Genomic DNA, 24,320 nt, shown 5'->3' with positions numbered 1-24,320 from the left:
TCCTGATTTGGCTTGCCCACCGCCAGATCATGCGCGGTGGGCTCTTGGTTCAGAGATTCTGGTAGCGATTGACGTCGAATAGACCCGCCTGAGAGGGATCGGTTTCCTCGGCGTAACGACGAAAATCAGCCATCACCTCCCAGAACGCCGGATTGGTGCGACGTACCCCCCAGCGTTCCACCACGCGGGTCAAGCCTGCGCTATCAGATGCAGCACGCAACGCCGCGACAAACTCGGGCAATTGCTCAAGGCGCACATCGAAGCTGAAGTTCGGGTAGCTGCCCAAAGTGCCGCGCATGACCGTCAGCGTGTCGCGTTCAGGTTGCAGTCGCGTATCTTCACCGAACATGAAGGCAACGTTGGTGTGCGAGCGGTTGTGGATCAGGCTGTATACCCATCGTTCATCGCCGTTGGTGATGCGCAGGAAGCTCACCTCCGGCAGCAGCGGAATGATCGGCAGGGTTCTCCCGGTTTCGCGGCTGAAGGTGCTCAGCGTCTGGTCTATCTGGCGTTGCTCGGGGGTCAGCTCCGGGCGTTGGCAGTTGCCCTGCGGGCAGCGGTTAAGTGTGTCCGGGCCGCTACTGACGGCCGCAGCGTGATCCATCAGCAGGTTGGCAAAGTGGGTCATGACACTGCGGTTGTTTTGCTTGTCAGCGCCGCTGTAATCCTCAGCCACTGGCACATCAAGATTGACGTCGGTGTAGATGATCCGGTCTTTCAATTGAGCACGGCCCTGATACCACTGGGTGTAGAGTGCTGTCCGGCTTTGCTGCGGCACAAAACGCAGGAAGTTGAGCTCGGAGCCGTTGCGAATCAGGTCGAAATACAGGCGTGTCTGTGCTTGGTGGGACAGACTGCCAAAGACGTTGAAGTTGACCACCAGCTCGTAATAGGTGCGCTCCAGTAAGGGATAATCCATTACCCAGATGGTGTCGGGCACCTGGCCCCACAGGCCGCGTCGTACGGAGGCGCTGTCGTGGTGGCGGAAGATGGTCAGCAGCGCATCACGGTTGTAGCCGTCGCCATCCCAGATCTCGCTCATGTCAGCGCCGCCAGGTTTGCGCTTGGCGTAGTAGTCGTGGCGCAGTTGCAGATACTGGTTGCGTCGGTCAGCGTATTCCAGCCATTCGCCACCTAGCGCAGAGAGGTCACTGTCCTGGCCGGGCAGGCCGAGTAGCGGGGTGGCTTGGCTGCGATACATCGGGTCATTGACGTAGGCTTCCTGAGCCGGGTCTTCGAACACGGTCCAGAACTGGTCACGGATGACGTCGGTCGCCACTTGGCCGCGACACACCGGGCCACGGATAAAGGTGCGCACAAAGTATTCGGCTGAATCCAGCATGAACTGATAGCGTGCCTTCGCCGGTATGGCGGTGAAGGTGAGGAACGGGTTAGAGCGTTCCGTGTAGTCGTAGCCGGGTGGCGTCGCAACCGCCCAGTCTTTCTGGAAGAACAATGCCTGCCAACGACGCATGCGCATGTCGTCCAGGCCGTAGGTGATATGGGTTTTCTCGACCAGGGTTTCGCGCAGTGGGCGCAGGCGATAGTAAAAACGCTCACCCGGGTCATCGTTCGGGCGCACCGTGCGCAGCGGTTTGACCGGCAGGCCCGGTGGAGTGCTGGAGCGCACTAGCTCATAAAAGCTGCTGCCTGAGATGGTAGGGAAGTGCAGATGGGCGACGAACAGGTGCTCAAACAGGTAGCGAGATACCAGTTGCTCGCGCGCGCCGCTCTGATTGAAAAACGCCTCCCAGCGTTCAATGGCTGCCTTCTCTGCGTCCGATGGCTCCCAAGGCTGCGGCGCGGTAACGGCTCCCTCGCTGATCCAGCGGCTGAGGGTGGCGAATTCCTCGTCACTCAGCCCACTGACTGCGTAGGGCATGCCGCCGTGAGGGTTATCCTTGGCGTAGCTCTTGAAATCATCGATGGTCGGGCAGGTGAACGCATGTGCGGTACCGATCTTCACTTCTTCGGGCAGCAGTGCATTGGCCGGTAGCGGGTTGCTGTGACCCAGTTCGATCATGCGATACAGCAGGGAGCCGTCCAGCCGATCAGCCTTGCCCTCATCCGCGTCACGCAGCACGGAGAAGAAGTCCTTCTCTCGCCACTCTTCAGTGGTGCTGGCATCGATACCCAGGCGCGTTGGCTCCGCATCGTCGATCCGGGCAGCGTCGTACACCTGGCGCTCCGATGCGCCGCGTTCCACGCCATCTGCACTGGTCAGCTTTAACTGGCAGGGCGCGTCGTAGCAGCCGTGGCAGGCCATGCACTTGGTTTCCAGAATCGGCTTGATGTCGCGTTGATAGTCGAGTAACTGACCGGGAGCGGTTACCGGTTCGGCGTGGGCCGTGTTCTGAATGCTGCTGAAGGCCAGAACCAGCAGAGTCGCGAGTATGGCAATAGTGGTAATACGCAGGGGGGCACGGCGTGCGGGTTGTTGCATGGAGTCCTTCCTCGGAGACAGGCCACAGACTGCGTGGCTCGCATTCATCTTGCACTAAGCCAAAGCAAATTGGCCAGGTATTGCGACTGCTGGTGTTGGGGAAGGTTCAGCCCGCCTTGCGTGGTTTGGTAAGCACCAGAGCAATGCCGCCAAGGATCATGGCAGAGGTCAGCAGCAGCCTCAGCGTAAGCGGCTCGGCCAGCAACAGTGCGCCACCGAGCGTGGTAATCACTGGCACGCTCAATTGCACGGTTGCGGCAACACTGGCACGCAACAGCGGCAGCGCTGCATACCAGATGGCGTAGCCGAGGCCTGAGGTGATAGCGCCGGAAGCCAGCGCATAGAGCACGCCCTGGGTATCCAGATTCTGGCTCTGCAGCATCGCCAGACTGAGGATAATCGCCAGCGGCGCCGCGCGCAGAAAATTGCCGGCGGTAACCGCAGTAGGGTTGCTGGCGCCACGCCCGCGCAGCGAGTAAACGCCCCAGGCAATTCCCGCCGCCAACATGCTCAGCGCCGCAGGCAGCGGCGGGGCGCTGGTGCCGGGCAGCAGCAAGGCAATCAGGCCCAGCATCGCCAGCGCCATACCCGCCTGCTGCGGCAATGCCAGCCGCTCACCACGCACAATCCCCGTGCCGATCATGGTGACCTGCACCGCAGCAAACAGCAGCAGCGCACCCATGCCCGCATCAAGATGGATATATGCCCAAGAGAAGCCGGCCGCGTAGGCAAACAAGGCAAAGGCAGACGGCCAACTGCCGTGACTAAACGCACCGCCACCGCGCAGACTAACCAGCAGCCAAAGCGTCGCCGCGCCGGAGACCAGCCGCAGACTGGTGAAACTGGCCGGATCAATCTCGGTAGTGCCCAGCGCCAGCCGGCACAGCACCGAATTACCAGCGAAGGCCAGCATGGCGAGTACAGTCAGCAGCATTGCCTTGGGCATGGGCACAACTCCAGCGCAGAGGGGGTGACCATCAAACCCGGATTCGTCGGGGATCGCAATGCTACTTTGGCGCGGACTCCGTCTGACGCTGGGGACGTGGTGGCAAGCCGAGGCGTTGCATTCGGTACAGCAGGGTTCGTCTTGGCAATCCCAAGACTTGAGCGGTCAAGGTCTGATTCCCGTTGTGTTGCTGGAGGGCTTCGCTGAGCAGGTTGCGCTCGACTTTGTCGAGCTGCTCGCGCAGGGTCAGACGATGGGCGTGGGTTGGAGTGTTGGGGAGCTGCAGATGCTCGGGGAGCAGAACCTTACCGTCGCACAGCAGTAGCGCTCGCGCGATCAGTCCTTTCAGCTCCCGAACGTTCCCGGGAAACCGGTGGCTGGCCAGATAAGCAAGAGCGCTGTCGGACCAGCGACAGTCGGAACGCTGCAGGAACGCGCAGGTCTCGCGGGTGAAGTGCAGGGCCAATTGGCGAATATCCGCACCGCGTTCGCGTAGCGGTGGCAGTGCGATAGGGAAGTGGCTGAGACGGTAGTAGAGATCCTCACGGAAGCGCCCCTGCTCAACCTGATCAAACAGGTTCTGGTGTGTCGCGGCGATGATGCGCACGTCCACTCGGTGGCTGTGGTTGCTGCCGAGCGGGCGTACTTCACCTTCCTGCAGCACCCGCAACAGCTTGGCCTGCAGTGCCAGCGGCATATCGCCGATCTCGTCGAGAAACAGGGTGCCGCCATTGGCTGCGTCGAACAGTCCCTCGCGGTCCTGATTAGCCCCGGTGAAGGCACCTTTTCGATAGCCAAAGAGCTCGCTTTCCAGCAGTTGCTCGGGCAGCGCGCTGCAGTTCTGGGCAATGAAGGGCTGGGTTCGGCGTGATCCATAGTCGTGGATGGCGCGTGCTACCAACTCTTTGCCGGTGCCGGTCTCGCCACCTAGCAGAACCGTCACGGGGTTATGCAGTACCTTGCTGACCAGCCGGTAGACGCCTTGCATTGCTGCGCTTTCACCGATCAGGCCAAAGTTGCCGTGTTCACTTGTGGTCATGGTTTCGGTCGGAACGGAGCAGGGTGTCTGCTGTGCCAGGTCTGCTTGGTGCATTGCCTTCAGCTGCGCCATCGCGATCGTGCTGATCATGGCGAGTTGCGTCGCCAGCGCTTCGTTGATGACGCGACCTCGGTTTGCCAGTACCAGAAGGCCGGCCACCTGCTGCCGGCAATCCAGCAAAGGTTGACACAGCAAGCTACGCCAGGGTGTTGGGGCGGCAGGTAGAAAGGACGTTGAGTGCAGGCTGCTATCGAGTTCGTTCATATGCAGCGCGGCGTTCTGGCTGAGGCTGTAGCCGAGCATGGGGTCGGTGAAGCCGTCTCGCTCGGCATCGCTGCTCAACGCACCGTCCAGCCATTGGCAGCACAGCGGCAGCCGACTGTGGCTGTCATCAAGCAGGTACAGCTGAACCAGCGCGCAGTCACTCAGCTCGGCAAGCCAGATGACTAACGCCTGCTGCAGTTCGGCAGGGCGCTGGCAACCTGCGAGCAGAGTCAGGCCTGAGAGCACAGACGTCACGTCCGGTAGCGGCTGGGCAAGGGTAGCGAAGGGCAGTGCGTTAGGCGAGTTCAACGTCAACCTCCCGATCTGGTCGCAGGCTGACCCGAACTTTCGTTTTCGCGACAGAGGATTGTTTGGTTTCAAGCAGCAGGTCAGCGATTGGGCTGACCAAGTGGTCTTCAATCCACCGCTCAATCTGCCGGGCCCCGCCTTGCTGCTGGCAGCATTCGGCAATCTGCGCTGGCAGTAGATCATCGATGTGGATCTCGATAGCGCGGGTTTGAAGGCGCTGTTTTAGCGCGTCGAGACGCTGGCCTGCAGCGCGCTGCAGGCTGTCCGCAGAGATCGGGTAGTAGGGCAGGATGCGCATACGCGCGAGCAGTGCCGGTTTGAAGTGGGCTTCAAGACGCGGACGAATGGCCTCAATCAGTTGCTCCGGGGTCGGGCGCTCTGCAGCTTGGCAGAGGCTACTGATTTGTTCACTCCCCAGGTTGGATGTGAGCAGAATCAGCGTGTTGCGAAAGTCGATTTCACGACCTTCACCATCGTTTGCGAGCCCTTTGTTGAATATCTGATAGAACAGACTCAGCAGCTGCGGGTCGGCCTTTTCAACTTCATCAAGAAGCACTACTGAATAGGGGCGACGGCGCACGGCCTCGGTCAGTTGGCCGCCTTCACCGTAACCGACATAGCCGGGTGGAGCGCCAATCAGTCGCGCGAGGCTGTGGCGCTCCTGATACTCGCCCATGTTGATGATGGTAAGAAAGGCGTCGCCGCCGTATAGCAGGTTGGCAATCGCTTCCGCTGTGGCGGTCTTGCCGACCCCGCTGGGTCCGGTAAGCAGGAAGACGCCGGCGGGGCGGTCACCTCTAGTTAGACCCAATGCGCTGGCGCGCAGGGCTCGGTCAAGCTGCTCGATGGCCTCGGGCTGACCATGCAGTTGGCTGCCAAGACGTTTGGCAAAGTGGGCGATGCGCTCGTGATAGTGCCCGCTTAACTGCTCGGCCGGAATGCCGGTCCACTCGCTAACTACGTCGACGACGGCGTTGCGATCTACCTCGGCGCGGACTAGGTCCTGCATCTGCTCTGTTTGCAGGCGCTGCAGCGCTTGTCGGTAATCGGCATGGGGCGCGTCGGGCACCTTGCGCTGATTAACCAGCTGCATTGCCAAGTCGCGCTGGGTTGCCCAGCATTGATGCAGATCATTCAGCACATCACCGCTGGCTTGTTGCTCGCTGTGCAGACGGTTCAGGAGATCGTTGTCAGTTGGCAGTCCCAGTATTCGATCGCGTTCGATTGCGGTGTGATGACGAGTCCGGTCAGCCTGTACTGCCAGCAGCTCATCCATCGCTGCTGGCGGAGCGGCGAGGTTAACGCGGGTCCTGGCACACGCAGTATCGAGAAGATCGATCGCCTTGTCTGGAAGTTGACGGTCTGGCAAATACCGATCGGCCAACTCGACAGCGGCGACCACTGCATCGTCACACACATGCAGGTTGTGGCTTTCGGCATAGCGTGAAGCGAGACCGCGCAGCAGGGTGACTGCCTGCGCCGGGGTCGGTGCGCGCAGTTGCAGTGGTTGGAATCGGCGTGCCAACGCGGGGTCTTTTTCAATATGGCGGCGATACTCGCTCCAGGTACTAGCAGCGATGGCCTTGAGGGCTCCGCGGGCCAGAGCGGGCTTTAGCAGGTTGGCGGTATCGGCGGTGCCAGCGTCACCCCCATGGCCGATCAAAGTGTGCGCTTCGTCGATAAACAGAATGATCCGGTTGGCAGGATCGCTGGCCGCGCTGAGGACGCCCTGCAGGCGCCGCTCAAGCTCTCCGCGCATGCCTGCGCCGGCCCGGAGCAGGCCCAGATCAAGACTCAGCAGGCGCCAGCCCTGCAGGCTGTCCGGTACCTCACCTGCTATCAAGCGCTGGGCGACCCCCTCAACCAGTGCACTTTTGCCGACGCCCGCATCGCCAATGATGACCGGGTTGCTTTTTCGGCGGCGGCAGAGAATATCGATCAGTTGGCGAATCTCGCGTTCACGACCAAGCACCGGATCGAGTACTCCGTTAGCGGCCTGTCTGGTGAGGTCGTGAGTAAACGCTTCGAGTAGCGACGTTGACGCGTCATGGGTTGCCTGCTCGTCGCCAGTCAGGCTCAGTAATTGATCAGGGCTGATACCAGCCAGCGGGTCGGGGTGTATCAGAGGGTTGCGCAGCCAGCCGAGCAGCAAAGCGTGCTGGTCGATCTGCTGCTGATGCCTCTCGGTACTGGCGATCAGCAGCGCCTGCTGTAACCAGTTGACCAGAGTGACAGAAAGTCCTGGGCTGCGATTGCTGCCAGAAGGCTCTGTTGCCAGCTGACAGGCTGACACCATCTGGGCGATTGGCCGGTCAGTTGCTGCAAGCAGCTTAGGCAACAATCCGTCTGCTTGCTCCAGCAGCGCGCAGATCATGTCTTCTGGTTGTACGCTGGCGCCGCCGCGCTGCAGGCAGCGCTCTGCAGCGTGCTCCAGAGCCGCGTGCAACGTGGGGTCGAGCAGACGAATTAACTGGTGCAGGTCAATCGGGATCATGCAGACCGTCCTTGGTCGAAAGAGGGGAGAGTAACGCTCGGATCACCCGCCGGGTGGCCGAGCCAGGTTGTCCAGCCGAGTAGGCATGGGTTACGGCCGCCAAGGGTCAGCGCCCGTATTTCGTCGTGCTGCAGCTGCAGACAGATGTCGTATTGCAAAGGGCTGCGTAGTAAGAACGCCAGCAGGTCATTCAACGGGCGATAGTCCCTACCGGGCGGCAGAAAGCGGTGAAAGTCGTTCCAGTCCAGGTACCGCAGATGCACTCGAAAGCGGCCGCCGATATCCACAACCTGGCTGCCGAGCAGCAGTTCACCGTTAAGCGAGCTGTTCCCCTGGCCTAGCGTCGAGCGCTGCTCCACCGGAATGGCTAGTTGCCGGGGCAGGCATTGTTCTAGCTCGATTCGGACATGACGAAAATACTGGCGCAGGACCGCGGCGATGCTCTCTGCGGACTGGGTGCGACGACTGATCAGGCCGAGGCTCGGTAGCAACCGACGGGGTTTCAGATGCTGTCTGTCGGTCGCCCCATGCAGGCCTGCCAGCGCGAGCAGGCGTGTGGATAGTGGATCGCTGGCGCCGCTGCGAAAGCGACTGTAGTAACGGTACTTTTGCCATATCGGCAGCAGCAATCGTTGCAGGCGGTCGTTGAATAGGTCGAGCAGGGCGCGGACGTTGGCGCTGGCCTGATCATCTCCTAGCGCCAGTTCTACCTGATGGGTTGGTAGCGGCGAGCTGGCGCCGCTGCGAAAGCGACTGTAGTAACGGTACTTTTGCCATATCGGCAGCAGCAATCGTTGCAGGCGGTCGTTGAATAGGTCGAGCAGGGCGCGGACGTTGGCGCTGGCCTGATCATCTCCTAGCGCCAGTTCTACCTGATGGGTTGGTAGCGGCGAGCTGGCGCCGCTAAGGGCGATCAGGTTCAGCTGCAGGGTACATTGCAGTCCGTCGTCATTCTCGTCGATGTGCAGCTGCTCAATATCCCGGGTGGCAAATCCCAACCCCGGGTTGGCGCAGAATCGGATCCGGCGGTAGAGCGCCTCCGGCGTTTCGCTTGGGTAGGTGTTTTGCAATTGATCCAGCAGACACAGAAGCGCCTGATACAGGCTGTAATGCTGAATATCTCGTTGCAGGCGAATCAGAACAGGGGCTGCTGCCCCATGCGTGGCACCCATTGGAGGCGCTCCCCCTGCAGGCTGGTGATGGCTAGTTGGTGAAACGTATTGATGCCAGCGTGCTGGGCCATGAACTCGTTTAGCACCGAGCCGAATAGAAACAGCTCTCCGGTGCCGTTGCAGGCCTCTGCATCGGCCTCCAGTTCGGAGCGCACGCCGCGTACAGGCAGCCCGCGAAACAGACGGTCGGTCTGGTAGTGGTGCACCGAACGCAATGCGCCCAGCCGGCGCTGACTTATCTTGGCTGCACTTTGGTCATAGTGCCTTGGCAGGTCGTGGCAGCTCAGTGCTTCGCGTAGGGCGTTGATGTCCTCGAGTGTTTGGTAGTTGAGCGCCATGCTGCTGATCAGCTGCCAAAGTCCTTGTTTGTGCAGGGCCGGCGGATAACTTGGGGTAATGCGACCGATGTTGCGAAATTGGACAAACTCGGGTGTGCCGTCGCACGGGTGGCAGATATCGCCCTGAGCGAGTTTTCCGGGCCATTGCTGGTTGGTGCACGTAAGCTCAATAGAAAGAGTTTCCTGCTGATCCTGCTGCTGCAAACTGAAGCACAGGTAGGTCTCCAGGTGATCGCCGTGCAGTGCTGGCAGCTGCCGCAAACTGAAGTGCGGCGGTGCGTCGGGGTTGCCGAGCTGGTGGTCGTGCTCAAATGACTCAAACGGAACATAGTTTCGATACCCCAGGCCTCCAGGCTTCCACCCAGTCACCTTGTTTACTGAGAACACCCCGCATTGAGTTGCGGGCAGACCTGCTGGGCGCAGGAGATAGCGGTCTTGCCGGCCATCCAAACGGATGGGGCTGGCGTCATGGCTGAAGAGATTTACCACCGGCGTGCAGTACAACTGAATCATGTTGGCGTCGGGAGTCAGCTGGCGGCACTCCGTATGACGTAGGTCGAACTCGACTTGCAGGCCGCGTGCCTGTTTTAGTGCTGGCTCGCCCAGCTGCGCGAGCTGCTCAAGACCGGATAGCTCGACGAACAGAAACTTCTCTGCAAAGGCGAAATAGTCCTGCAGGTGCCGATAGCCGCTGAAGCCTTGATCGGTATCCGGCAGCAGCGTCTCGTCGTCGGAAAACCCGCAGGCCTGAAGTTGACTCGCGGGCAGGCTGCAGGCGGCCTTATCTGAAAGCGGCTGACCGACAGCGTCGAGTGGGGTCAAGGTAACCCCGTGCAGGTGGCGGCATAGATGGAGATAGAGCTGGCGACTCGAATGGGTATTACCCGCCAGATGCAGGCGTAGTTTCTGCAAGGCCAGGTCTGTCAGGCTGCCCTCGGTGGTCATCTGCAGGGTCAGTGTCAGTCGGCCTCCCGTCGAATTGCTTTGGTACTGGGAGGTCGTCAGCTCAAGGGGGAGCAGGGTTACCTCGCTGGTGGTTTGAAAACGGCACCGAATGCCGTCGATGGGGCGGGATTCGACAGCCGTCCCTCGACTGATCGGCAGTTTGCTCAGCGGCCGCCTCAGCGGCGCGAACTGCAGCATGGCGACCGCAGGCATGGGCCGCAGGCAATTCGGCCACAGCAGCTGCATCAACGAGTGGGTTAGCTCTGGCAGCTCGTCGTCGAGCTTTTGCCTCAGCCGTCCGGTGAGAAAGGCGACCCCCTCGAGCAAACGCTCCACATCCGGATCGGAGCTGGTGCCTGCGAGATAGGGAGCGAGGGCCGGGTTGTGTTCGGCGAAGCGTCGACCCTCATCGCGCAGGGCGCTCAGCTCGCTCTGAAAGTAATGATTGAAACTCATGTCAGCGCCTGGCTCCGGGACTATCGTGCTGCACGGTCACCTCGGCTTGGCCTTGACCATCAAGCTGCAGGTTGAAGGTGACCGGGTTTTGCAGTGCAGGCAGGTTGAGTTTGGCGCTGATGGTGAACGTCAGGCGCAGCGGATCGCTGGCGTCATGCTGGCAGGAGACGCGGACGCAGCGCAGGCGTGGCTCGTAGCGACTGATACTGCGCTCGATAGCTGCGCGCGCCTGCTGGCGCGTCTCATGTAGCGTTAAGCGCATATCGTTTAACTCAGGCAGGCCGTAGTCGGGCAGCATCTGCACGCTACCTGCACGAGTGCTAAGCATGCGCGCCAGCTGAGCCATCACCGATGCGCTCACCGCATCGGCTGCTGCCAAGCCGTTGCGCGACTGCGCGACACCGGTAACGCGTTCAAGCAGGGAGCCATATCTGCCATGAGTCATCAGTCTTTATCCAGCTTGCCAACCAGTGACAGGGTGAAGTCCGCGCCCATGTACTTGAAGTGCGGACGCACGCTCAGGCTGACTCGGTACCAGCCTGGCTGGCCGGCGACATCCTCGACGCCGATGGAAGCCGCGCGCAGTGGCCGACGACCGCGTACTTCAGCACTCGGATTGTCTTGATCGGCGACGTACTGACGAATCCAGCGGTTGAGCTCCAGTTCCAGATCGGTGCGTTCTTTCCAAGAGCCGATCTGCTCTCGCTGCAGAACCTTCAGGTAGTGCGCTAGGCGATTGATGATGAACAGGTAGGGCAGTTGTGTTCCCAGCCGAAAATTCAGCTCGGCCGCCTTGCCTTCTGTGCTGTTGCCGAATAAACGCGGTTTCTGGGCCGAGTTGGCAGAGAAGAACGCCGCGTTGTCGCTGCCCTTGCGCATGGTCAGGGCGATGAACCCTGCTTCGGCCAACTCATACTCGCGACGATCGGAAACCAGGACTTCTGTGGGGATCTTGGTTTCGATCTCGCCCATGCTGGAAAAGTGGTGCAGCGGCAGATCGTCGACTGCGCCGCCGCTCTGCGGGCCGACGATGTTCGGGCACCAGCGGTAACGGGCAAAGCTGTCGGTCAGGCGGCTGCCGAACGCGAAGGCAGTGTTGCCCCAGAGATAGTCTTCGTGGTTGTCGCTGACGGTTTCGCGATAGGCGAAGCTGCGAACCGGATTGTCTTCCGGATCGTAAGGTGTACGGAGCAGGAAGCGCGGCAGGGTCAGGCCGACATAGCGGGCGTCCTCACTCTCCCTGAAGCCCTGCCACTTGCTGAAACGGGGGCTATCGAAGTGATCCTGAAGGTCCTTCAGGTCGGGTAAGCCGTTGAAACTGTCGAGTCCAAAGAACGCCGGCCCTGCAGCGGCGATAAAGGGCGCATGGGCCATGCTGGCGACTCCGGCGACCTGTTGCAGCAGGCGAATATCCTGCGTGCCGGGGCCGAACTGGTAGTTGGCAATCATGGCTCCCACCGGCTGGCCACCAAACTGACCGTATTCCGCGGTGTACACATGCTTGTAGAGTCCTGACTGCACCAGCTCCGGGCTGTCTTCAAAGTCGTCCAGCAGGTCCTGCTTGGATGCGCTGATCAGCTCGATGCGGATGTTCTCGCGGAAGTCCGTGCGGTCTACCAGCAGTTTGAGGCCTCGCCAAGCCGACTCCAGTTGCTGGAAGTTGGGGTGGTGCAGGATGCTGTCGACCTGGCGACTCAGCTTGCTGTCGATTTCCGCAATCATTCGGTCGACAAGCGCTTTCTTGACCGGCTCCTGTTGGTTGTGTGGTTTCAACAGTTCGCTGATGAAAGCACTCACACCGCGCCGAGCGATAGCATAGGATTCATCCTCCGGCGTCAGGTGTGTTTCGGCAATAACGCGATCAAGCAAGCTACCGGTTGCGATTGGGGTGCTTGTACGAGCGGCGGTTTGGCTATGCATGAAAGGGGCTCCAGTTGGCTGTTCAGGGATTCAATGCGAGGCCGAGCTCGGTCAACACCTGGCCTCGTGCGTGGTCGTCGCGCAGTAGTGCCTCAATGGCCTGACGAAAAGCGGGGGTGTTGCCAAGGGGGCCTTTTAGCGCAACCAGCGCTTCACGCAGCTCCATCAGCTGACGCAGCTCTGGGACTTGCTCAACAACGCTCGCAGGGTTGAAGTCGCGCATCGAGTCGATGCTCAGCTCGACGGGGAGGTCGTTGTCGGCATCGTCTTCCTGTAGTTGATTCGGAACACTGAAAGTCAGGTTCAGGTTTTGTTTGGCCAGCACATCCTCGAAGTTGTTCTTGTCGATTGCGATGGGCTTGCGTTGTTCGATGCTGCGCTCGTCCTCGCGCTGGGTGAAGTCGCCGAGTACCACCAGCTTGAGCGGCAACTCAACCTCCTGCTGCTGATCACCGGTGTTCGGGGTAAAGGTAACGTTGATGCGCTCGCGGGGTGCCACCGTGCTTTCGTTGGCCATCAGTTTTCTCCGTGCTGGGCAGGCCGAGCGGCCTGGTCAAGGGTGTATTCCACGTTCAACCAGCGCAGCTGCTGCTGAAGGGTGTTGCGACGTTGACGTGCGCTATCGTCGCGCTGGTCGGCAAGGCTCTGTTGCAATAGGTCAAGGGTGTCGCTGAGCAGTTGCTGGTCCCACAGGGCGAGGGGCATGCTGTGCTGAAGCTGCTCTAGCGCTGGCTCCAGCAGCTCTCGCGCCTGGGTGTTTTTGCCATCCGCGAGTAGCAAGCGAGCAAGCTGCATTCGGCCAACGGCGCGTGCACGTTCCCCCTTGGCTGTTTGCAGTTGTTGCGCCAGCGCGCTGGCCGCCGCGCGAAAGCCGTCGTTACGCTGTAATGCCAGAAGGTCGCCCGTTTCGGGCTCTGAAGGGCGTTGGGAGGCAGGAGGCTCGACCGGTACTAGCCAGTGTTGGGTGGCCTGTGCCGCGAAAGGGGAGCCGTCATCAAAAGACAGCTTTTCCACACCAGGCAGGCGTTGTATCAGCGACTGGGTATGCCTGTGGATGGTGTCGGCTGCTGGCTGATCTTGCAGTGCTTCACAGCAGCGTGCGGCCAGATAATGGCCATCGAGCCAAAAGGGTGCTTTACGCAGACTGGCTTCGAGCTCTGTCAGTAGCACGGCGTATTCGGTGCGCTGCCAGAGTGTTTCACAGTGCTTGCGTCGCTCAGCAGGAGGGGGTTTTAGACATGTGTGCTGGTTTATGTCGTGCCGCGGCAATTGGTAGATACCTGCCCAAGTTAAGGCGCGGCTGAGTAGCACAGAGCAACTCCGGCGCTCGGGCTGGCTAAGCCACCAGTCAAGCAGTGGCGCAGCGGCTTCTTGCAGGTGACGCAACTGCTTCTGCGCCTCGCGGGCATTGCAGATTTGGCCAGTTTTGACCGGTTCTATCGTATTGGGCGCGACATTGATGGACGTTGGCTCAGGTGCGGCCGGCTGCTCGCTGACGATTGGCTGCAGCAGCGCCGCCAGTTGCTGCCAGTTACCGCCCACGTCGGCCGCGTAGGGTTTAAGTGCCGCTCCGAGCTGGTGGGCGGCTGTTTGTAACGGTGCCAGCGCGCCGGGGGAATCGGGCGAGGCGCTCAGTTCACGACTGAATGCGCTGTGTAGCCAGCGCAGCGCCGCCAGCTTGCCCCGATCGCGTTCAGGCAGGCAATGGTCCCAGGAGTGGGCAATGGTTTCGCTTAACTGCTCCAGGGCAACTGCAGACTGCGATACCTGCTGCAGCTGCCGCAGCGCGAATATTCGCCAGCAGGCAATGCGCAGGTCGGTATATTGGGTCAGCAGGTTTTCAGCATTGTCGGTTACATCCTGCCAGTCAGGTGCAGGGTGCTGCTGCGGTGACTCCAACTCGGAGAAGACCCGTTCGAGCCGGATGTAGGCGTCGCTGTCGCGAAGGTCGACCGGTTCTGCATTGCCCTGCGGGCAGACAGCGGCTGGTGACATGTGAGCATCCTCTGCATGGTGCGGGCGGACGTCCTGTCCGCCACCCGGGCCGATGTTGGCCTTGGCTGGCGCATGCTAAAGAGCGGGCCCTCAGGGAACAAATGCCGGAGTTGTGATTCAGATCGCGCATGCGCTGGCGATTGGAATGTTCTGCTGTTCTCTAAGGAAAATTAAATTTTATTTAAATCAGTTGCTTATATTTTCTTTCTAAGTTGATTTGTTGGGTGTGTTGTCGGTTTCGGGTAGGCAACGGAATCTGTGATCCAGATAGCATGAGCAGGCCAAGTGCAATGTAGTACCCCGCTGTTACCCGCGGCCTAGATCATCGGCGCATCATGAGTCCTCAAACACCCGCAAGGAGGAACAGTGATGTCCACCAAGAAGATTCTGCTGCTGGCTGGCGACTTTGCCGAAGACTACGAAACCATGGTGCCGTTTCAGGCGCTGAGCATGCTGGGCTATGAGGTGCACGCGGTGTGCCCGGACAAGGCTGCTGGCGATACCGTGAAGACGGCGATTCATGACTTTGAGGGTGACCAGACCTACACCGAGAAGCCGGGTCACCTGTTTGCCCTGACCCATGACTTTGCGGGTGTGAAGGTCGAGGATTATGTGGGGCTGGTGGTTCCGGGCGGTCGCGCGCCGGAGTATCTGCGTCTCAATGCCGATGTGATTGCGCTGGTGCAGGCGTTCAACGCCGCAGACAAGCCGATTGCGGCAGTGTGCCACGGTGCTCAGCTGCTGGCGGCGGCTGGTGTGCTGGAAGGGCGTGAGTGCAGTGCGTATCCTGCGTGTGGGCCGGATGTGCGTATGGCGGGCGGCACCTATATCGACATCGCTGCCGATCAGGCCCATGTTCAGGGTAATCTGGTGACCGCACCGGCCTGGCCGTCGCACCCGCGCTGGCTGGCGGCGTTTGTGAAGCTGCTGGGCGCCCGAATCGAACTCTGATTCATGCGGGGCTGACTGCGGTCAGCCCCTGCAGAGGAGAGCTGCATGTGTGAACTCTACGTCAAGGCGGACCCGATTCTGTACGAGTCGCGCTCGCGCTCGCTGCGTATCCGTGGTGTTGTGACTACCCTGCGTCTGGAGAACCAGTTCTGGGACATCCTGCAGGAGATTGCCGAGGTGGACGACATGACCACCAACCAGCTGATCACCAAGCTGTATGACGAGGTGATGGAGCTGCGCGGCGAAGTGGTGAATTTTGCTTCCTTCCTGCGCGTGAGCTGCACGCGCTATCTGGCCCAGCGTGAGGCGCGGGTTGTGCCGTTGGCGGTGGTGGGGCGCAGTACAGCTCAGGGCTGATTTCACCCGCAGCTGTACCGTTCGATGGAGGCAGGGCTTTGCTAGCATGGCTGCTTCCCTGATTCCCTTTGGAGCCGTTCGATGTCTATCGAAACCTGGCTGGCGTTCTTCGTTGCCTGCTGGATCATCAGCCTGTCGCCGGGTGCCGGTGCGATTGCGTCGATGTCCAGCGGTCTCAATTACGGTTTTGTCCGCGGTTACTGGACTGCGCTGGGCCTGCAGCTGGGGCTGGTGATTCAGATTGCTGTGGTGGCGGCCGGTGTCGGCGCGCTGCTGGCAACCTCTGCGCTGGCGTTCAGTGTGATCAAGTGGTTTGGCGTGCTCTATCTGCTGTATCTGGCGTTGCGCCAATGGCGGGCGCCGACCATGCAGGTGGACGAGACCCATGCTCCGCGGGCGCTCGGTCAGCCGCTGGCACTGGTGTTTCGTGGGCTGTTGATCAACGCCAGCAACCCTAAGGCTGTGGTGTTTATGCTGGCGGTGCTGCCGCAGTTTCTGGATGTCTCTCAACCGTTGCTGACCCAGTACCTGATCATGGGACTGACCATGATTACGGTCGATCTGATTGTCATGGCGGGCTATACCGGCCTGGCGGCGCGGGTGCTGCGCCTGCTGCGTTCGCCGCGCCAGCAGCGGTTGCTCAATCGCACTTTTGCCGGGCTGTTCGCTGCGGCGGCGGGGATGCTGACGCTGGTGCGTCGCACCGCCTGAGAGTGGCGCCGCTCAGTGGCCTTGTTGCCACTGGCTGCGGTAGTGCGACGGGCTCACGCCGGTGTGCTGACGGAAGCGGTTGCTGAAGTGTGCCGCAGAGCTGAAGCCGCAGGCGAGGGCGATCTGTAACAGGTTGGCGGTGCTGTTGCGCAGCAGGTGTTGGGCTTTTGCCAGACGCTGCTGCTGCACATAGCGGTGCGGCGGTAGGCCAAGACTTTGTTTGAACATCCGTGCGAAGTGGTATTCGCTCAGTTGGCACTGGGCGGCCAGATCGGCCAACTGCAGCGGTTGATCCAGATGGCTGTCGATGTACTCACGGATATGCCGCACCTGCGCTGGTGCGAGTCCGCCCTTGATCGTCGGGTCCTGCCAGCTGACCTGGGTGTAGTGTTTGAGGACGTGATTGAGCAACAGGTTGCTGGCGCTGCTGAGGGTCAGACTGTCGCTGCGGTCGTGCCAGTTGCTGGTCAGCAGAAAGTGGCGATAGAGCAGGGCGATCTGCGGGTCGTCAGCAAACAACTGTTCGTTGACGCTCAGCTCCAGCGGGCTGCGATCCCAGGTTTGTTCCGCCAGCTGGCGCAAGTGATCGTCGGTGAAGTACAGGTGGACGAACGACAGTGGCCCGCGGATGTTCCAGGTAGAGGCGTACTGGCGGGGCATCAGGCACAGCCGATCGGGGCCGCCACCGTTGTGCCAGCCGTCGGAGCCCTTGAAGTAAGACTGGTAGCCATCGGCGATGTACAGGCTGAGGGTGTGATGATCGGCGTTTTCGAGGTCGATCAGGTCCTGTTCGTTGTACCAGGATGCCAGCCCGATACCGTTGCCCAGCCGCGTGCTGTCCTGCAGTCGGGTGTTGTGCCGACGCAGGCTGTCGAATACCTGAAAGTGTTCGTCTGACATTGTTTCCCCGCATGCTGTGGCTCGCTCCACATGGTATGCGGGCGGCGGCGCTGCGCCAAGCGGGTAACGCGCCGCCGGGCAGAAATGCGCAGGATCGCGCAAGCGGGCAGCAAGGCTGTGCAAGCCGCTGCGCAGTACTCGGCCGATACTCGGTTGTCATTATTAGAGACTGCATCATGAACGCATTGCTTTACGCTGCCACTGTCCTGATCTGGGGGACCACCTGGATCGCCATCTCCATGCAGACCGGCACTGTCGCGCCGCTGGTGTCGGTGTTTTATCGCTTTGCTCTGGCCGCCGGCTTGCTGCTGCTGGCGCTCTCTTTGCTGGGCCGCTTGCGGCGGATTGGTGGGCGCGACCACCTGTTCTGCATGCTCCAGGGCGTTTGTGTGTTCGGGCTGAACTTTTACTGCTTCTACTCTGCTAATGCTTACATCAACAGCGGTCTGGAGTCGGTGCTGTTTTCGCTGGCAACCCTGTTTAACGCGGCCAACAGCGCGCTGTTCTTTGGTCTGCGTCCGGGGCGTCGGCTGCTTTGGGCCAACCTGCTCGGGCTGGTCGGGATCGTCTGCCTGTTCTGGCATGACTTGCGTTCGGCGCATCTCAGTGGGCTGGTGTTGACGGGAATCGGTCTCAGCTTGCTGGGCACCTATGGCTTCTCGCTCGGCAACATGATCAGTGTGCGCCATCAACGCCGGGGGCTGGATGTGCTCTCGACCAATGCCTACGCGATGGGCTACGGCGCCTTGGCGATGCTGCTGCTGGCGCTGGTGCGCGGTGATGCATTCACTGTCGACTGGAGCGTCGCCTATATCGGCTCCCTGCTGTACCTGGCGGTCATCGGTTCGATCATCGGCTTTGCTGCCTATTTTGCCCTGGTAGGGCGGATAGGGGCGGGGGCGGCGGCCTATGCCACCGTGCTGTTTCCGCTGATTGCGCTTGGCATGTCGACGCTGTTCGAGGGCTATGAGTGGAGCGGCATGGCGGTGGTCGGGCTGGTTCTCATCCTGTTCGGCAATCTGGTGATGTTCTATCGCCCGCGACCCAGCGCCGCAGCGGCGCCCGTTGGCGAGTGACTGTGCCATGCTTGCGCAAGGTAACAGACAAGAGCAGGCCCCATGGATTATCTGATTATTGCGATCGCGACGCTCAGCGGTCTGTATTTTCACTGGTGGTTGTTTGTGCGTATTCGCCGCTGGACGGATCGCGATCTTGCGTTGTCGATGGCGGGGGAGGATCAGGCTTGGCGCGCGTACATGCTGGCCAGTCTGGCAGAGGCCAAACAACAGAAGGTCCGGCGTAAGGACCTGGAAGGCTGGCTGCGCGCCGCGGCTGAGCGCTATGAGAGCAAGAATCCTGAGGAACTTGGCTAAACCGGACTACTCTGTTTAGAAGGTCAGAATTCATTCGCGCCAAGGAGTACAAAGATGGAGTTGCACCAGAAAGATCTCGGCACACTGTTTGAACAACTGGGTTTGCCCGCTGACGCGGCCGGCATCGACGCCTTCTTCGCCACCCATTCTCTGGAGCATGATGCTCGTCTGGTTGACGCGCCGTTCTGGACACCCGCGCAAGCGGCGTTTCTCAGTCAGCAGATGAATGAGGACGCGGAATGGGCGCCGCTGGTTGATGAGCTGAACGCACGGCTGCACGAGGCCTAGGTAACGCGTTATTCACGGCCTCGATACGGGCCCAATCGGCGGATTGGGCGAGGCAGCTGGAGACAGATTCTGGCATGATGGCGGTCTGCTGAATCACGCTTACTTCTGCCTGCCAGCGGTCGTGGAGCTGCTCCGCGGCCGCCGTTATTACGGACACCCGTCGCATGCCTTTTTACATCCTGCTCATTCTGGGCGGCCTCAGTGCCTTTGGTCCGCTCGCCATCGACATGTATCTGCCTGCCTTCCCGGCGATTGGGGCGGCGCTGGCGGCGGATACCGAGCAGGTACAGCTGAGTCTGTCGGTGTACTTTTTGGGCTTGGCCAGCGGTCAGTTGGTTTATGGCCCGTTGGCTGATCTCTACGGGCGCCGTGGGCCCTTGCTGTTCGGCATCGGCTTGTTCTGTCTCGCCTCGCTGGCATGTGCGTTCGCTCCCTCGCTGGAGTGGCTGCTGGCTGCGCGTTTTGCTCAGGCCTTGGGCGGCTGCGCTGGTATGGTGGTGAACCGCGCGGTGGTGCGTGATCTGTGTGCGCCGATTGATGCGGCCAAGGCGTTTTCCCAGCTGATGCTGATCATGGGGGTGGCGCCGATTCTGGCACCGATGCTGGGTAGCACGCTGCTGATCTTTGCCGGCTGGTCGAGTATTTTCCTGTTTCTTGCGGCGTTTTCCGCCATCTTTGCGCTGGCGGTGTATTTCTTCCTGCCCGAAACCCTGCCGCAGCACCTGACGCCACCGCCGCTGTCGACGTCGGTCGGGCGCTATCTGGAGTTGCTGCGTGAGCCGTTGTTCATGTTTCATGCGCTGACTGGCGGGGTAGCGATGGCGGGCATGTTTGCCTACATCGCGGGTTCGCCCTATGTGTTCATGGAACTGTTTCAGGTGCCGGCAGATGACTACGCATGGCTGTTTGGCAGTGTCGCCACCTGTTTCATTCTGACGGCGCAGCTGAACAGTCGAATGCTGCGGCGCTGGACTCAACTGCAGCTGATCCGCCGTATGACCGCGGTCTACATGCTGGCAACCTGCACGCTGCTGCTGGTTGCGTGGTTGCACGTAGATAGCCTGTGGCTGTTCATGCCGCCGCTGTTTGTCAGTGTAGGTGTCATCGCTCTGGTGCTGCCGAATGCGTCTGCCTGTGCGCTGGCGGGGCACGGTCATCAGGCCGGTGTGGCATCGGCACTGATGGGTACCATGCAGTTCATCATTGCCGGCATCACCTCGGCTCTGGTCGGGATCTTGCACAACGACAGCGCCGTGCCAATGGCTGGAGTGATGGCGGTTTGCGGTGTATTGACGGTGCTGATGGCGCTCATGGCGCACCGTGTGAGCGTCAGGCAAAGCGCAGCGTCCATCTAAGCGTTTCGCAGGAATCACTGGCGGAGACCTAGCACCTCCGGTAGCGCCATGTGCTCTGTTTACGCGTGCTGATTTCCCCTGTCGATCGCGCCTGTCATCCCTCGCTTGAACAGGGCGGCTGAATCATGTCCTTGCGATGTGGTCCCGCTGTGGGTGCACACCAGTCGAAACATAATGAAACATCTATCTAATTAACAATATTTATCATTTGCGTTTAGATTGCGCCCGCAGTTTGCCGTGCCTGCGTGAGTGGGCGCCGCAACTGAGCGCTCTCCGGGGAGGGGAGAATCTATTTCAGTAACAGGAACAGCCATGAAAACAACACCGTTCTTTGCGCGCCACCTGGTGGCTATCGCCGTAGCCGCTGCCACCCTGCCGGGCAGTGCGCTCGCTGACTCTGAAGCCATGTTGACCCTGCCGGCGATTGATGTGGTCGGTTACGGTGAGGATGACCTGTCGCGCCAGACCGGTGCCGTTGTGGTGATCAAGCGCGAGGAAATTGAGCGCCTGCAGCCTAGCTCGACCGAAGACGTCCTGCGCCGCATCCCGGGTATCAACGTCAAGACCGAGGAAGAGTCGGCGGTGGTCAGCAATATTGGTATTCGCGGTCTGTCTGCCAGCGAAGCCAAGTCACTGGTGCTGGAAGACGGTGTTCCGGTTGCTCCGGGGTTGTTCATCGGCAACGATCGCTACTACAACCCCCGTATTCAGCGTATGGAAGGTATCGAGGTGCTCAAGGGGTCATCGTCCCTGCGCTACGGTCCTTCGACTATCGGTGGTGTGATCAACTACAAGACCAAGACGCCTGAGGGCGTTGCAGTGTCCACCCGAATCGGCTCCTTCAACACCCGTGAGGCGACCCTCGAAGCCGGTGGCCGCAGCCCGTCCGGCGATGCCTATGCCGGCCTGGTCGCAACAAAGGCGCGGAGCGACGGCTTCCTAGATCGCGATTACGACATGACCGACCTGATGCTGAAGGCTGGCAGCGCCATCGGTGATAACCAGAACCTCGGCGTGAAATTCTCCTGGTACGAGAATGACGCGAATATCTCTTACCGCGGCATGTTCCTGCAGGACTATCGTGATGGTCGCACCTACAACCCGGCGCCAGACGATTACTTCCTGACTGACCGCCGCGCGTTTGATATTAACCATGAGTGGTTCATCTCTGACCGGGCGACTCTTCAGACCCTGGCCTACTGGAGCGAGATGACGCGTGACTACTGGCGTTACTCGGTAGACACGGCGGCCTCCAATGCGGCTGGTCGCTGGGTCTACACCGATTCGCTGACCGGCAACAACCGCAGCTTTGAGCGTTTTGGGCTGGAAACGCGGCTGATGCTGGATCACAACCTGTTCGGTTTGATCAACGAAGCCGAGTTTGGTGTGCGCTTGATGGAGGAGGAGTCGGACGACAAGCGTATTCGGGCCACGCGCGATCAGGATCGTACCGGCGTCAATGACCGTCACCGCGAGGATAGTGCAGAGAGCGTTGCGGCTTATGTGCAAAACCGTTTTGTTATCAGCGAGCGCCTGGCGATCACGCCCGGTCTGCGTGTTGAGTCCTATGAGCAGAAGCGCAAGGTGCTCACCGATAACGGCGCATCTGAAACCACCTCTAACACCGAGTGGCTGCCCGGCATCGGCTTTACTTATCAGTTGATGCCGGCTGCACAGCTGTACGGTGGTGCCTACCGCGCGTTCTCTCCTGCATCCAACGGCGTTGCGCTGGACGGTCTGGTAGACCAGAAGCTCGACGGTGAGCGTTCGGACAACTATGAGTTTGGTCTGCGTGGCAGCAACGGTGCTTACACCTACGACGTCACTGCCTTCTACATGAACTTTGATAATCAGGTGGTAACGGGCAACAGTGATCCGAACCTGTCACAGTCCAACGCGGGCAAGACGCTGCACTACGGTCTTGAAGCCGCGTTGAGCGTTGAGCTGGGTGCTGGCTTCAGCATCGATACCAACGTGACCTGGGTGCCTGAGTCCGAATTCCGCTCTGGTGATAACAAAGGTAACCGTCTGCCCTATGCGCCTGAGTACCTGGCCAACGCAGGCCTGACTTATACCGACGGCCGTTTCAGCAGTGCGCTGAATGTGCACTATCGGGGCGAGCAGTTTGGTGATGCCAGCAATCGCAAGGACATTCCGAGCGGTGCCGAGGGCGGTATCTGGGGAGGTCAGATTCGCTCCTATACCCTGTATGACCTGCTGGCTCAGTATCAGGTGAACGATCATCTGCGTGTGCAGGGTGCGGTGAAGAACCTGACCGACAAGCGCTACATTACCGGTTTGCGTCAGGGTATCTATGTCGGCCCAGAGCGTTCGTTTGAAGTGGGTATGAACTACCGCTTCTGAGTGCGGCCGGGCAGCCTAATATGGGCTGCCCGGCTACGCATGACTGATTTCTACGCCCAGGCCGGATGCGTTCTGGGCGCGCTTACACTGCCATGCGACTGCTGCGTATGTCCTTCCTGGAGCAGGGCAGAAAGTCGGATGTCGGCCCCCAGAACGTATCGCAGCTGTCCGCGTTCATCCAGAACCGGCGCCGACAGGGTGAAGCAGAATCCGTCGGTTGCCGCGGAGCGGTAGACGTCGCTGATAAACGGCGCAAGCGTATCGCGTACGTTCGAGAACCACGGGCGATTTGACCAGTTCTTGCCACGCGCACTGCTGCGGCTGCTGTCTTGCAGATCGGCACTCAGAATGTTCTCGCTAACCTGCACACCATCTGCACCAACCAGATACATCAGCTCAAACCGACCGTCCTGATCAATCCAGCGTTGCATGGCCTGCTCAGCGCCGACACCGCCGCGCGCCAGCTCGGCGCTGGCGGCCATCTCGGTTACCCGTTGGCGGATCACCTGATGCACACCCAATTGGAAGCCGCCAAGGCCTTCCAGCAGGCGGTCGCCTTCACTGCGTACCGCTTCACTGTGTTCGAGTACCGACGAGGCTTTCTGCATCATCGCGCTGGCCACCCCGGCCACACTTTGCACGTCCTGGCTGACTGATCGCACTGCGGCGCCGATCTGCTCTGCGCCGCTGGCAATGCTGGCGATACGCTGATCCAGTTGGCCCATGGCGGAAGTCGCTTCGCTGAGACTGCGATCCATGCTGATGATGCGCTCGCGACCGGTTGCAACGGCGGACTGCATTTGTGCGCTGGCGTTGTTCAGGCTCTGCATACCAGTGCGGAAGTTATCGATGATCTCGGCAACCTTGTCGGTTGCAGCGGTGGTCTTGCCGGCGAGCGTGCGTACCTCATCGGCAACCACGGCGAAGCCGCGCCCCTGTTCACCGGCCCGTGCGGCTTCAATAGCGGCATTGAGCGCGAGCAGGTTGGTCTGCTGGGAAATGTTGGCAATCATGCCAATGACTTGGGTGATCTCCTCGAGCTGTTTGCCAATCTCGCCGATCTGGGCGGTCAGCTCGCTCTCGCAGCCATTGATGGTGTCGACCTGACTGAGCACATTGCTGCTGTCCTGCTCGCATTGGCGCAGCTGCGTACTCACGTCACTGGAGAGCTGGGAAACTGCGGTTGCTCCCGGCACCAGTTCGGCGTCGAGCGTGGTGCTGACCTGTTCGGTGGCGCTGGCGATTTCCTCAGAGGACTGAGCCAGTTGCTCGCCGTGCGCGCGGCTGTCGGCGGCTATGCGTGCCAGTTCAGGCGCGTGTGCGGCGATGCCGACGGCGGCATGCAGACTCAGGGTGATGCGCTGTTGCAGGTCGCGGGCGAAGGCGTTCAGGTGGGCCAGCTGGCCGTGCTGCTGCGGTAGCTCCGCAGCGAGATTCAGGTCCTTGAAGAGTGCGTCTGTGCTGCTGCCCGACTCGCGGTTATAGCGGGCGATATTGAAGATCCCCATATGTGCTCCTTGCCGGCGGTTTGTGTCACTCTGCCATCATGCAGGTAGCTAGCAATAATTACGCCAGCGCCGCGAACAGGCGCTGAGGCAGGCGTGGCGCTGGAGCCAAGGGGTGGGGTGTGCGTTGTTGTAGTGCAGGACAGGGGGCAAGGTGCCTGTTCGGTGGGCAAAAAAAAACCGCAGCGAAAGCTG

At 60.5% G+C, this 24,320-nt stretch carries 20 protein-coding genes; 8 read left to right on the top strand and 12 right to left on the bottom strand.

From position 1 onward, the window contains the following. Nucleotides 1-49: 49 nt before the first annotated feature. The 10 genes from AAFM31_RS00295 to AAFM31_RS00250 all read right to left on the bottom strand — a co-directional run bounded on the left by AAFM31_RS00295 (nt 50) and on the right by AAFM31_RS00250 (nt 14,321). Nucleotides 50-2,443: a fatty acid cis/trans isomerase gene (locus AAFM31_RS00295; RefSeq protein WP_341705901.1), complete on the bottom strand. Its 2,394-nt coding sequence runs from the start codon at nt 2,441-2,443 to the stop codon at nt 50-52. Between the two features lie 106 nt (nt 2,444-2,549). After that, complete coding sequence (locus AAFM31_RS00290) at nt 2,550-3,389, bottom strand: DMT family transporter (RefSeq protein WP_341705900.1); 840 nt, start codon at nt 3,387-3,389, stop codon at nt 2,550-2,552. Nucleotides 3,390-3,450: 61 nt separating this feature from the next. After that, entirely contained in the window at nt 3,451-5,001 is a 1,551-nt protein-coding gene (locus tag AAFM31_RS00285; protein ID WP_341705899.1) for a sigma 54-interacting transcriptional regulator, read from the bottom strand. Further along, a complete protein-coding gene (gene tssH, locus AAFM31_RS00280) occupies nt 4,988-7,495 on the bottom strand; it encodes a type VI secretion system ATPase TssH (protein WP_341705898.1) in 2,508 nt (835 codons plus the stop codon). The genes AAFM31_RS00285 and tssH overlap by 14 nt, the downstream gene beginning before the upstream one ends. Next, the gene (tssG, locus tag AAFM31_RS00275) at nt 7,492-8,667 is read right to left on the bottom strand and encodes a type VI secretion system baseplate subunit TssG (protein ID WP_341705897.1); all 1,176 of its coding nucleotides are present in this window, start codon (nt 8,665-8,667) and stop codon (nt 7,492-7,494) included. Before tssG ends, tssH begins: the two co-directional genes overlap by 4 nt. Next, a complete protein-coding gene (gene tssF / locus AAFM31_RS00270; RefSeq protein WP_341705896.1) occupies nt 8,631-10,406 on the bottom strand; it encodes a type VI secretion system baseplate subunit TssF in 1,776 nt (591 codons plus the stop codon). The genes tssG and tssF overlap by 37 nt, the downstream gene beginning before the upstream one ends. Before the next feature lies 1 nt (nt 10,407). Next, nucleotides 10,408-10,851, bottom strand: coding sequence for a type VI secretion system baseplate subunit TssE (gene tssE, locus AAFM31_RS00265; protein WP_341705895.1), 444 nt, complete (start codon nt 10,849-10,851; stop codon nt 10,408-10,410). Further along, the gene (gene tssC / locus AAFM31_RS00260) at nt 10,851-12,326 is read right to left on the bottom strand and encodes a type VI secretion system contractile sheath large subunit (protein ID WP_341705894.1); all 1,476 of its coding nucleotides are present in this window, start codon (nt 12,324-12,326) and stop codon (nt 10,851-10,853) included. The genes tssE and tssC overlap by 1 nt, the downstream gene beginning before the upstream one ends. Before the next feature lie 22 nt (nt 12,327-12,348). Beyond that, nucleotides 12,349-12,843, bottom strand: coding sequence for a type VI secretion system contractile sheath small subunit (gene tssB / locus AAFM31_RS00255; protein ID WP_341705893.1), 495 nt, complete (start codon nt 12,841-12,843; stop codon nt 12,349-12,351). Beyond that, nucleotides 12,843-14,321, bottom strand: a complete 1,479-nt coding sequence (locus AAFM31_RS00250) for a TssA family type VI secretion system protein (RefSeq protein ID WP_341705892.1) — start codon at nt 14,319-14,321, stop codon at nt 12,843-12,845. Before AAFM31_RS00250 ends, tssB begins: the two co-directional genes overlap by 1 nt. 369 nt (nt 14,322-14,690) lie before the next feature. Here AAFM31_RS00250 and AAFM31_RS00245 point away from each other — a divergent pair, with 369 nt between their 5' ends. From AAFM31_RS00245 to AAFM31_RS00235, 3 genes are all read left to right on the top strand, one after another. Continuing rightward, entirely contained in the window at nt 14,691-15,272 is a 582-nt protein-coding gene (locus AAFM31_RS00245; RefSeq protein ID WP_341705891.1) for a DJ-1/PfpI family protein, read from the top strand. Nucleotides 15,273-15,317: 45 nt separating this feature from the next. Continuing rightward, entirely contained in the window at nt 15,318-15,629 is a 312-nt protein-coding gene (locus AAFM31_RS00240) for a ribbon-helix-helix domain-containing protein (RefSeq protein ID WP_088275291.1), read from the top strand. 81 nt (nt 15,630-15,710) lie between these two features. Beyond that, entirely contained in the window at nt 15,711-16,340 is a 630-nt protein-coding gene (locus AAFM31_RS00235; protein ID WP_341705890.1) for a LysE family transporter, read from the top strand. Nucleotides 16,341-16,352: 12 nt separating this feature from the next. Here the strand turns inward: AAFM31_RS00235 and AAFM31_RS00230 are convergent, their stop codons facing one another. Then, nucleotides 16,353-17,240, bottom strand: coding sequence for an AraC family transcriptional regulator (locus tag AAFM31_RS00230; RefSeq protein WP_341705889.1), 888 nt, complete (start codon nt 17,238-17,240; stop codon nt 16,353-16,355). Between the two features lie 176 nt (nt 17,241-17,416). Here AAFM31_RS00230 and AAFM31_RS00225 point away from each other — a divergent pair, with 176 nt between their 5' ends. The 5 genes from AAFM31_RS00225 (at nt 17,417) to AAFM31_RS00205 (ending at nt 22,620) form a co-directional block, all read left to right on the top strand. Continuing rightward, nucleotides 17,417-18,316: a DMT family transporter gene (locus tag AAFM31_RS00225; RefSeq protein WP_341705888.1), complete on the top strand. Its 900-nt coding sequence runs from the start codon at nt 17,417-17,419 to the stop codon at nt 18,314-18,316. Between the two features lie 42 nt (nt 18,317-18,358). Continuing rightward, nucleotides 18,359-18,613, top strand: a complete 255-nt coding sequence (locus tag AAFM31_RS00220; protein ID WP_341705887.1) for a hypothetical protein — start codon at nt 18,359-18,361, stop codon at nt 18,611-18,613. Between the two features lie 54 nt (nt 18,614-18,667). Next, nucleotides 18,668-18,901: a DUF2789 domain-containing protein gene (locus tag AAFM31_RS00215; RefSeq protein ID WP_341705886.1), complete on the top strand. Its 234-nt coding sequence runs from the start codon at nt 18,668-18,670 to the stop codon at nt 18,899-18,901. Nucleotides 18,902-19,065: 164 nt separating this feature from the next. Further along, nucleotides 19,066-20,256, top strand: a complete 1,191-nt coding sequence (locus AAFM31_RS00210; RefSeq protein ID WP_341705885.1) for a multidrug effflux MFS transporter — start codon at nt 19,066-19,068, stop codon at nt 20,254-20,256. 312 nt (nt 20,257-20,568) lie between these two features. Continuing rightward, nucleotides 20,569-22,620 carry a TonB-dependent siderophore receptor gene (locus tag AAFM31_RS00205; RefSeq protein ID WP_341705884.1) on the top strand — a complete coding sequence of 684 codons (2,052 nt, stop codon included), beginning with the start codon at nt 20,569-20,571 and terminating at the stop codon, nt 22,618-22,620. Between the two features lie 50 nt (nt 22,621-22,670). Here AAFM31_RS00205 and AAFM31_RS00200 read toward each other — a convergent pair whose 3' ends face one another. Next, nucleotides 22,671-24,128: a methyl-accepting chemotaxis protein gene (locus AAFM31_RS00200; RefSeq protein WP_341705883.1), complete on the bottom strand. Its 1,458-nt coding sequence runs from the start codon at nt 24,126-24,128 to the stop codon at nt 22,671-22,673. Nucleotides 24,129-24,320: the final 192 nt, after the last annotated feature.

This window comes from Halopseudomonas sp. (genome assembly GCF_038130085.1).
Lineage (GTDB): Bacteria > Pseudomonadota > Gammaproteobacteria > Pseudomonadales > Pseudomonadaceae > Halopseudomonas.
The sequence above is the reverse complement of the archived record's forward strand: the minus strand, read 5'-3'. Positions and strand labels throughout refer to the sequence as shown.

Bases quoted from the DNA above. Each gene is read 5' to 3' on its own strand.
- AAFM31_RS00245 (WP_341705891.1), top strand. From the start codon at position 14,691: ATGTCCACCAAGAAGATTCTGCTGCTGGCTGGCGACTTTGCCGAAGAC.
- tssC (WP_341705894.1), bottom strand. From the start codon at position 12,326: ATGCATAGCCAAACCGCCGCTCGTACAAGCACCCCAATCGCAACCGGT.
- AAFM31_RS00235 (WP_341705890.1), top strand. From the start codon at position 15,711: ATGTCTATCGAAACCTGGCTGGCGTTCTTCGTTGCCTGCTGGATCATC.
- AAFM31_RS00215 (WP_341705886.1), top strand. From the start codon at position 18,668: ATGGAGTTGCACCAGAAAGATCTCGGCACACTGTTTGAACAACTGGGT.
- tssB (WP_341705893.1), bottom strand. From the start codon at position 12,843: ATGGCCAACGAAAGCACGGTGGCACCCCGCGAGCGCATCAACGTTACC.
- AAFM31_RS00290 (WP_341705900.1), bottom strand. From the start codon at position 3,389: ATGCCCAAGGCAATGCTGCTGACTGTACTCGCCATGCTGGCCTTCGCT.
- tssF (WP_341705896.1), bottom strand. From the start codon at position 10,406: ATGAGTTTCAATCATTACTTTCAGAGCGAGCTGAGCGCCCTGCGCGAT.
- tssH (WP_341705898.1), bottom strand. From the start codon at position 7,495: ATGATCCCGATTGACCTGCACCAGTTAATTCGTCTGCTCGACCCCACG.
- tssE (WP_341705895.1), bottom strand. From the start codon at position 10,851: ATGACTCATGGCAGATATGGCTCCCTGCTTGAACGCGTTACCGGTGTC.
- AAFM31_RS00220 (WP_341705887.1), top strand. From the start codon at position 18,359: ATGGATTATCTGATTATTGCGATCGCGACGCTCAGCGGTCTGTATTTT.
- AAFM31_RS00230 (WP_341705889.1), bottom strand. From the start codon at position 17,240: ATGTCAGACGAACACTTTCAGGTATTCGACAGCCTGCGTCGGCACAAC.
- AAFM31_RS00200 (WP_341705883.1), bottom strand. From the start codon at position 24,128: ATGGGGATCTTCAATATCGCCCGCTATAACCGCGAGTCGGGCAGCAGC.
- AAFM31_RS00210 (WP_341705885.1), top strand. From the start codon at position 19,066: ATGCCTTTTTACATCCTGCTCATTCTGGGCGGCCTCAGTGCCTTTGGT.
- AAFM31_RS00205 (WP_341705884.1), top strand. From the start codon at position 20,569: ATGAAAACAACACCGTTCTTTGCGCGCCACCTGGTGGCTATCGCCGTA.
- AAFM31_RS00240 (WP_088275291.1), top strand. From the start codon at position 15,318: ATGTGTGAACTCTACGTCAAGGCGGACCCGATTCTGTACGAGTCGCGC.
- tssG (WP_341705897.1), bottom strand. From the start codon at position 8,667: ATGGGTGCCACGCATGGGGCAGCAGCCCCTGTTCTGATTCGCCTGCAA.
- AAFM31_RS00225 (WP_341705888.1), top strand. From the start codon at position 17,417: ATGAACGCATTGCTTTACGCTGCCACTGTCCTGATCTGGGGGACCACC.
- AAFM31_RS00295 (WP_341705901.1), bottom strand. From the start codon at position 2,443: ATGCAACAACCCGCACGCCGTGCCCCCCTGCGTATTACCACTATTGCC.
- AAFM31_RS00250 (WP_341705892.1), bottom strand. From the start codon at position 14,321: ATGTCACCAGCCGCTGTCTGCCCGCAGGGCAATGCAGAACCGGTCGAC.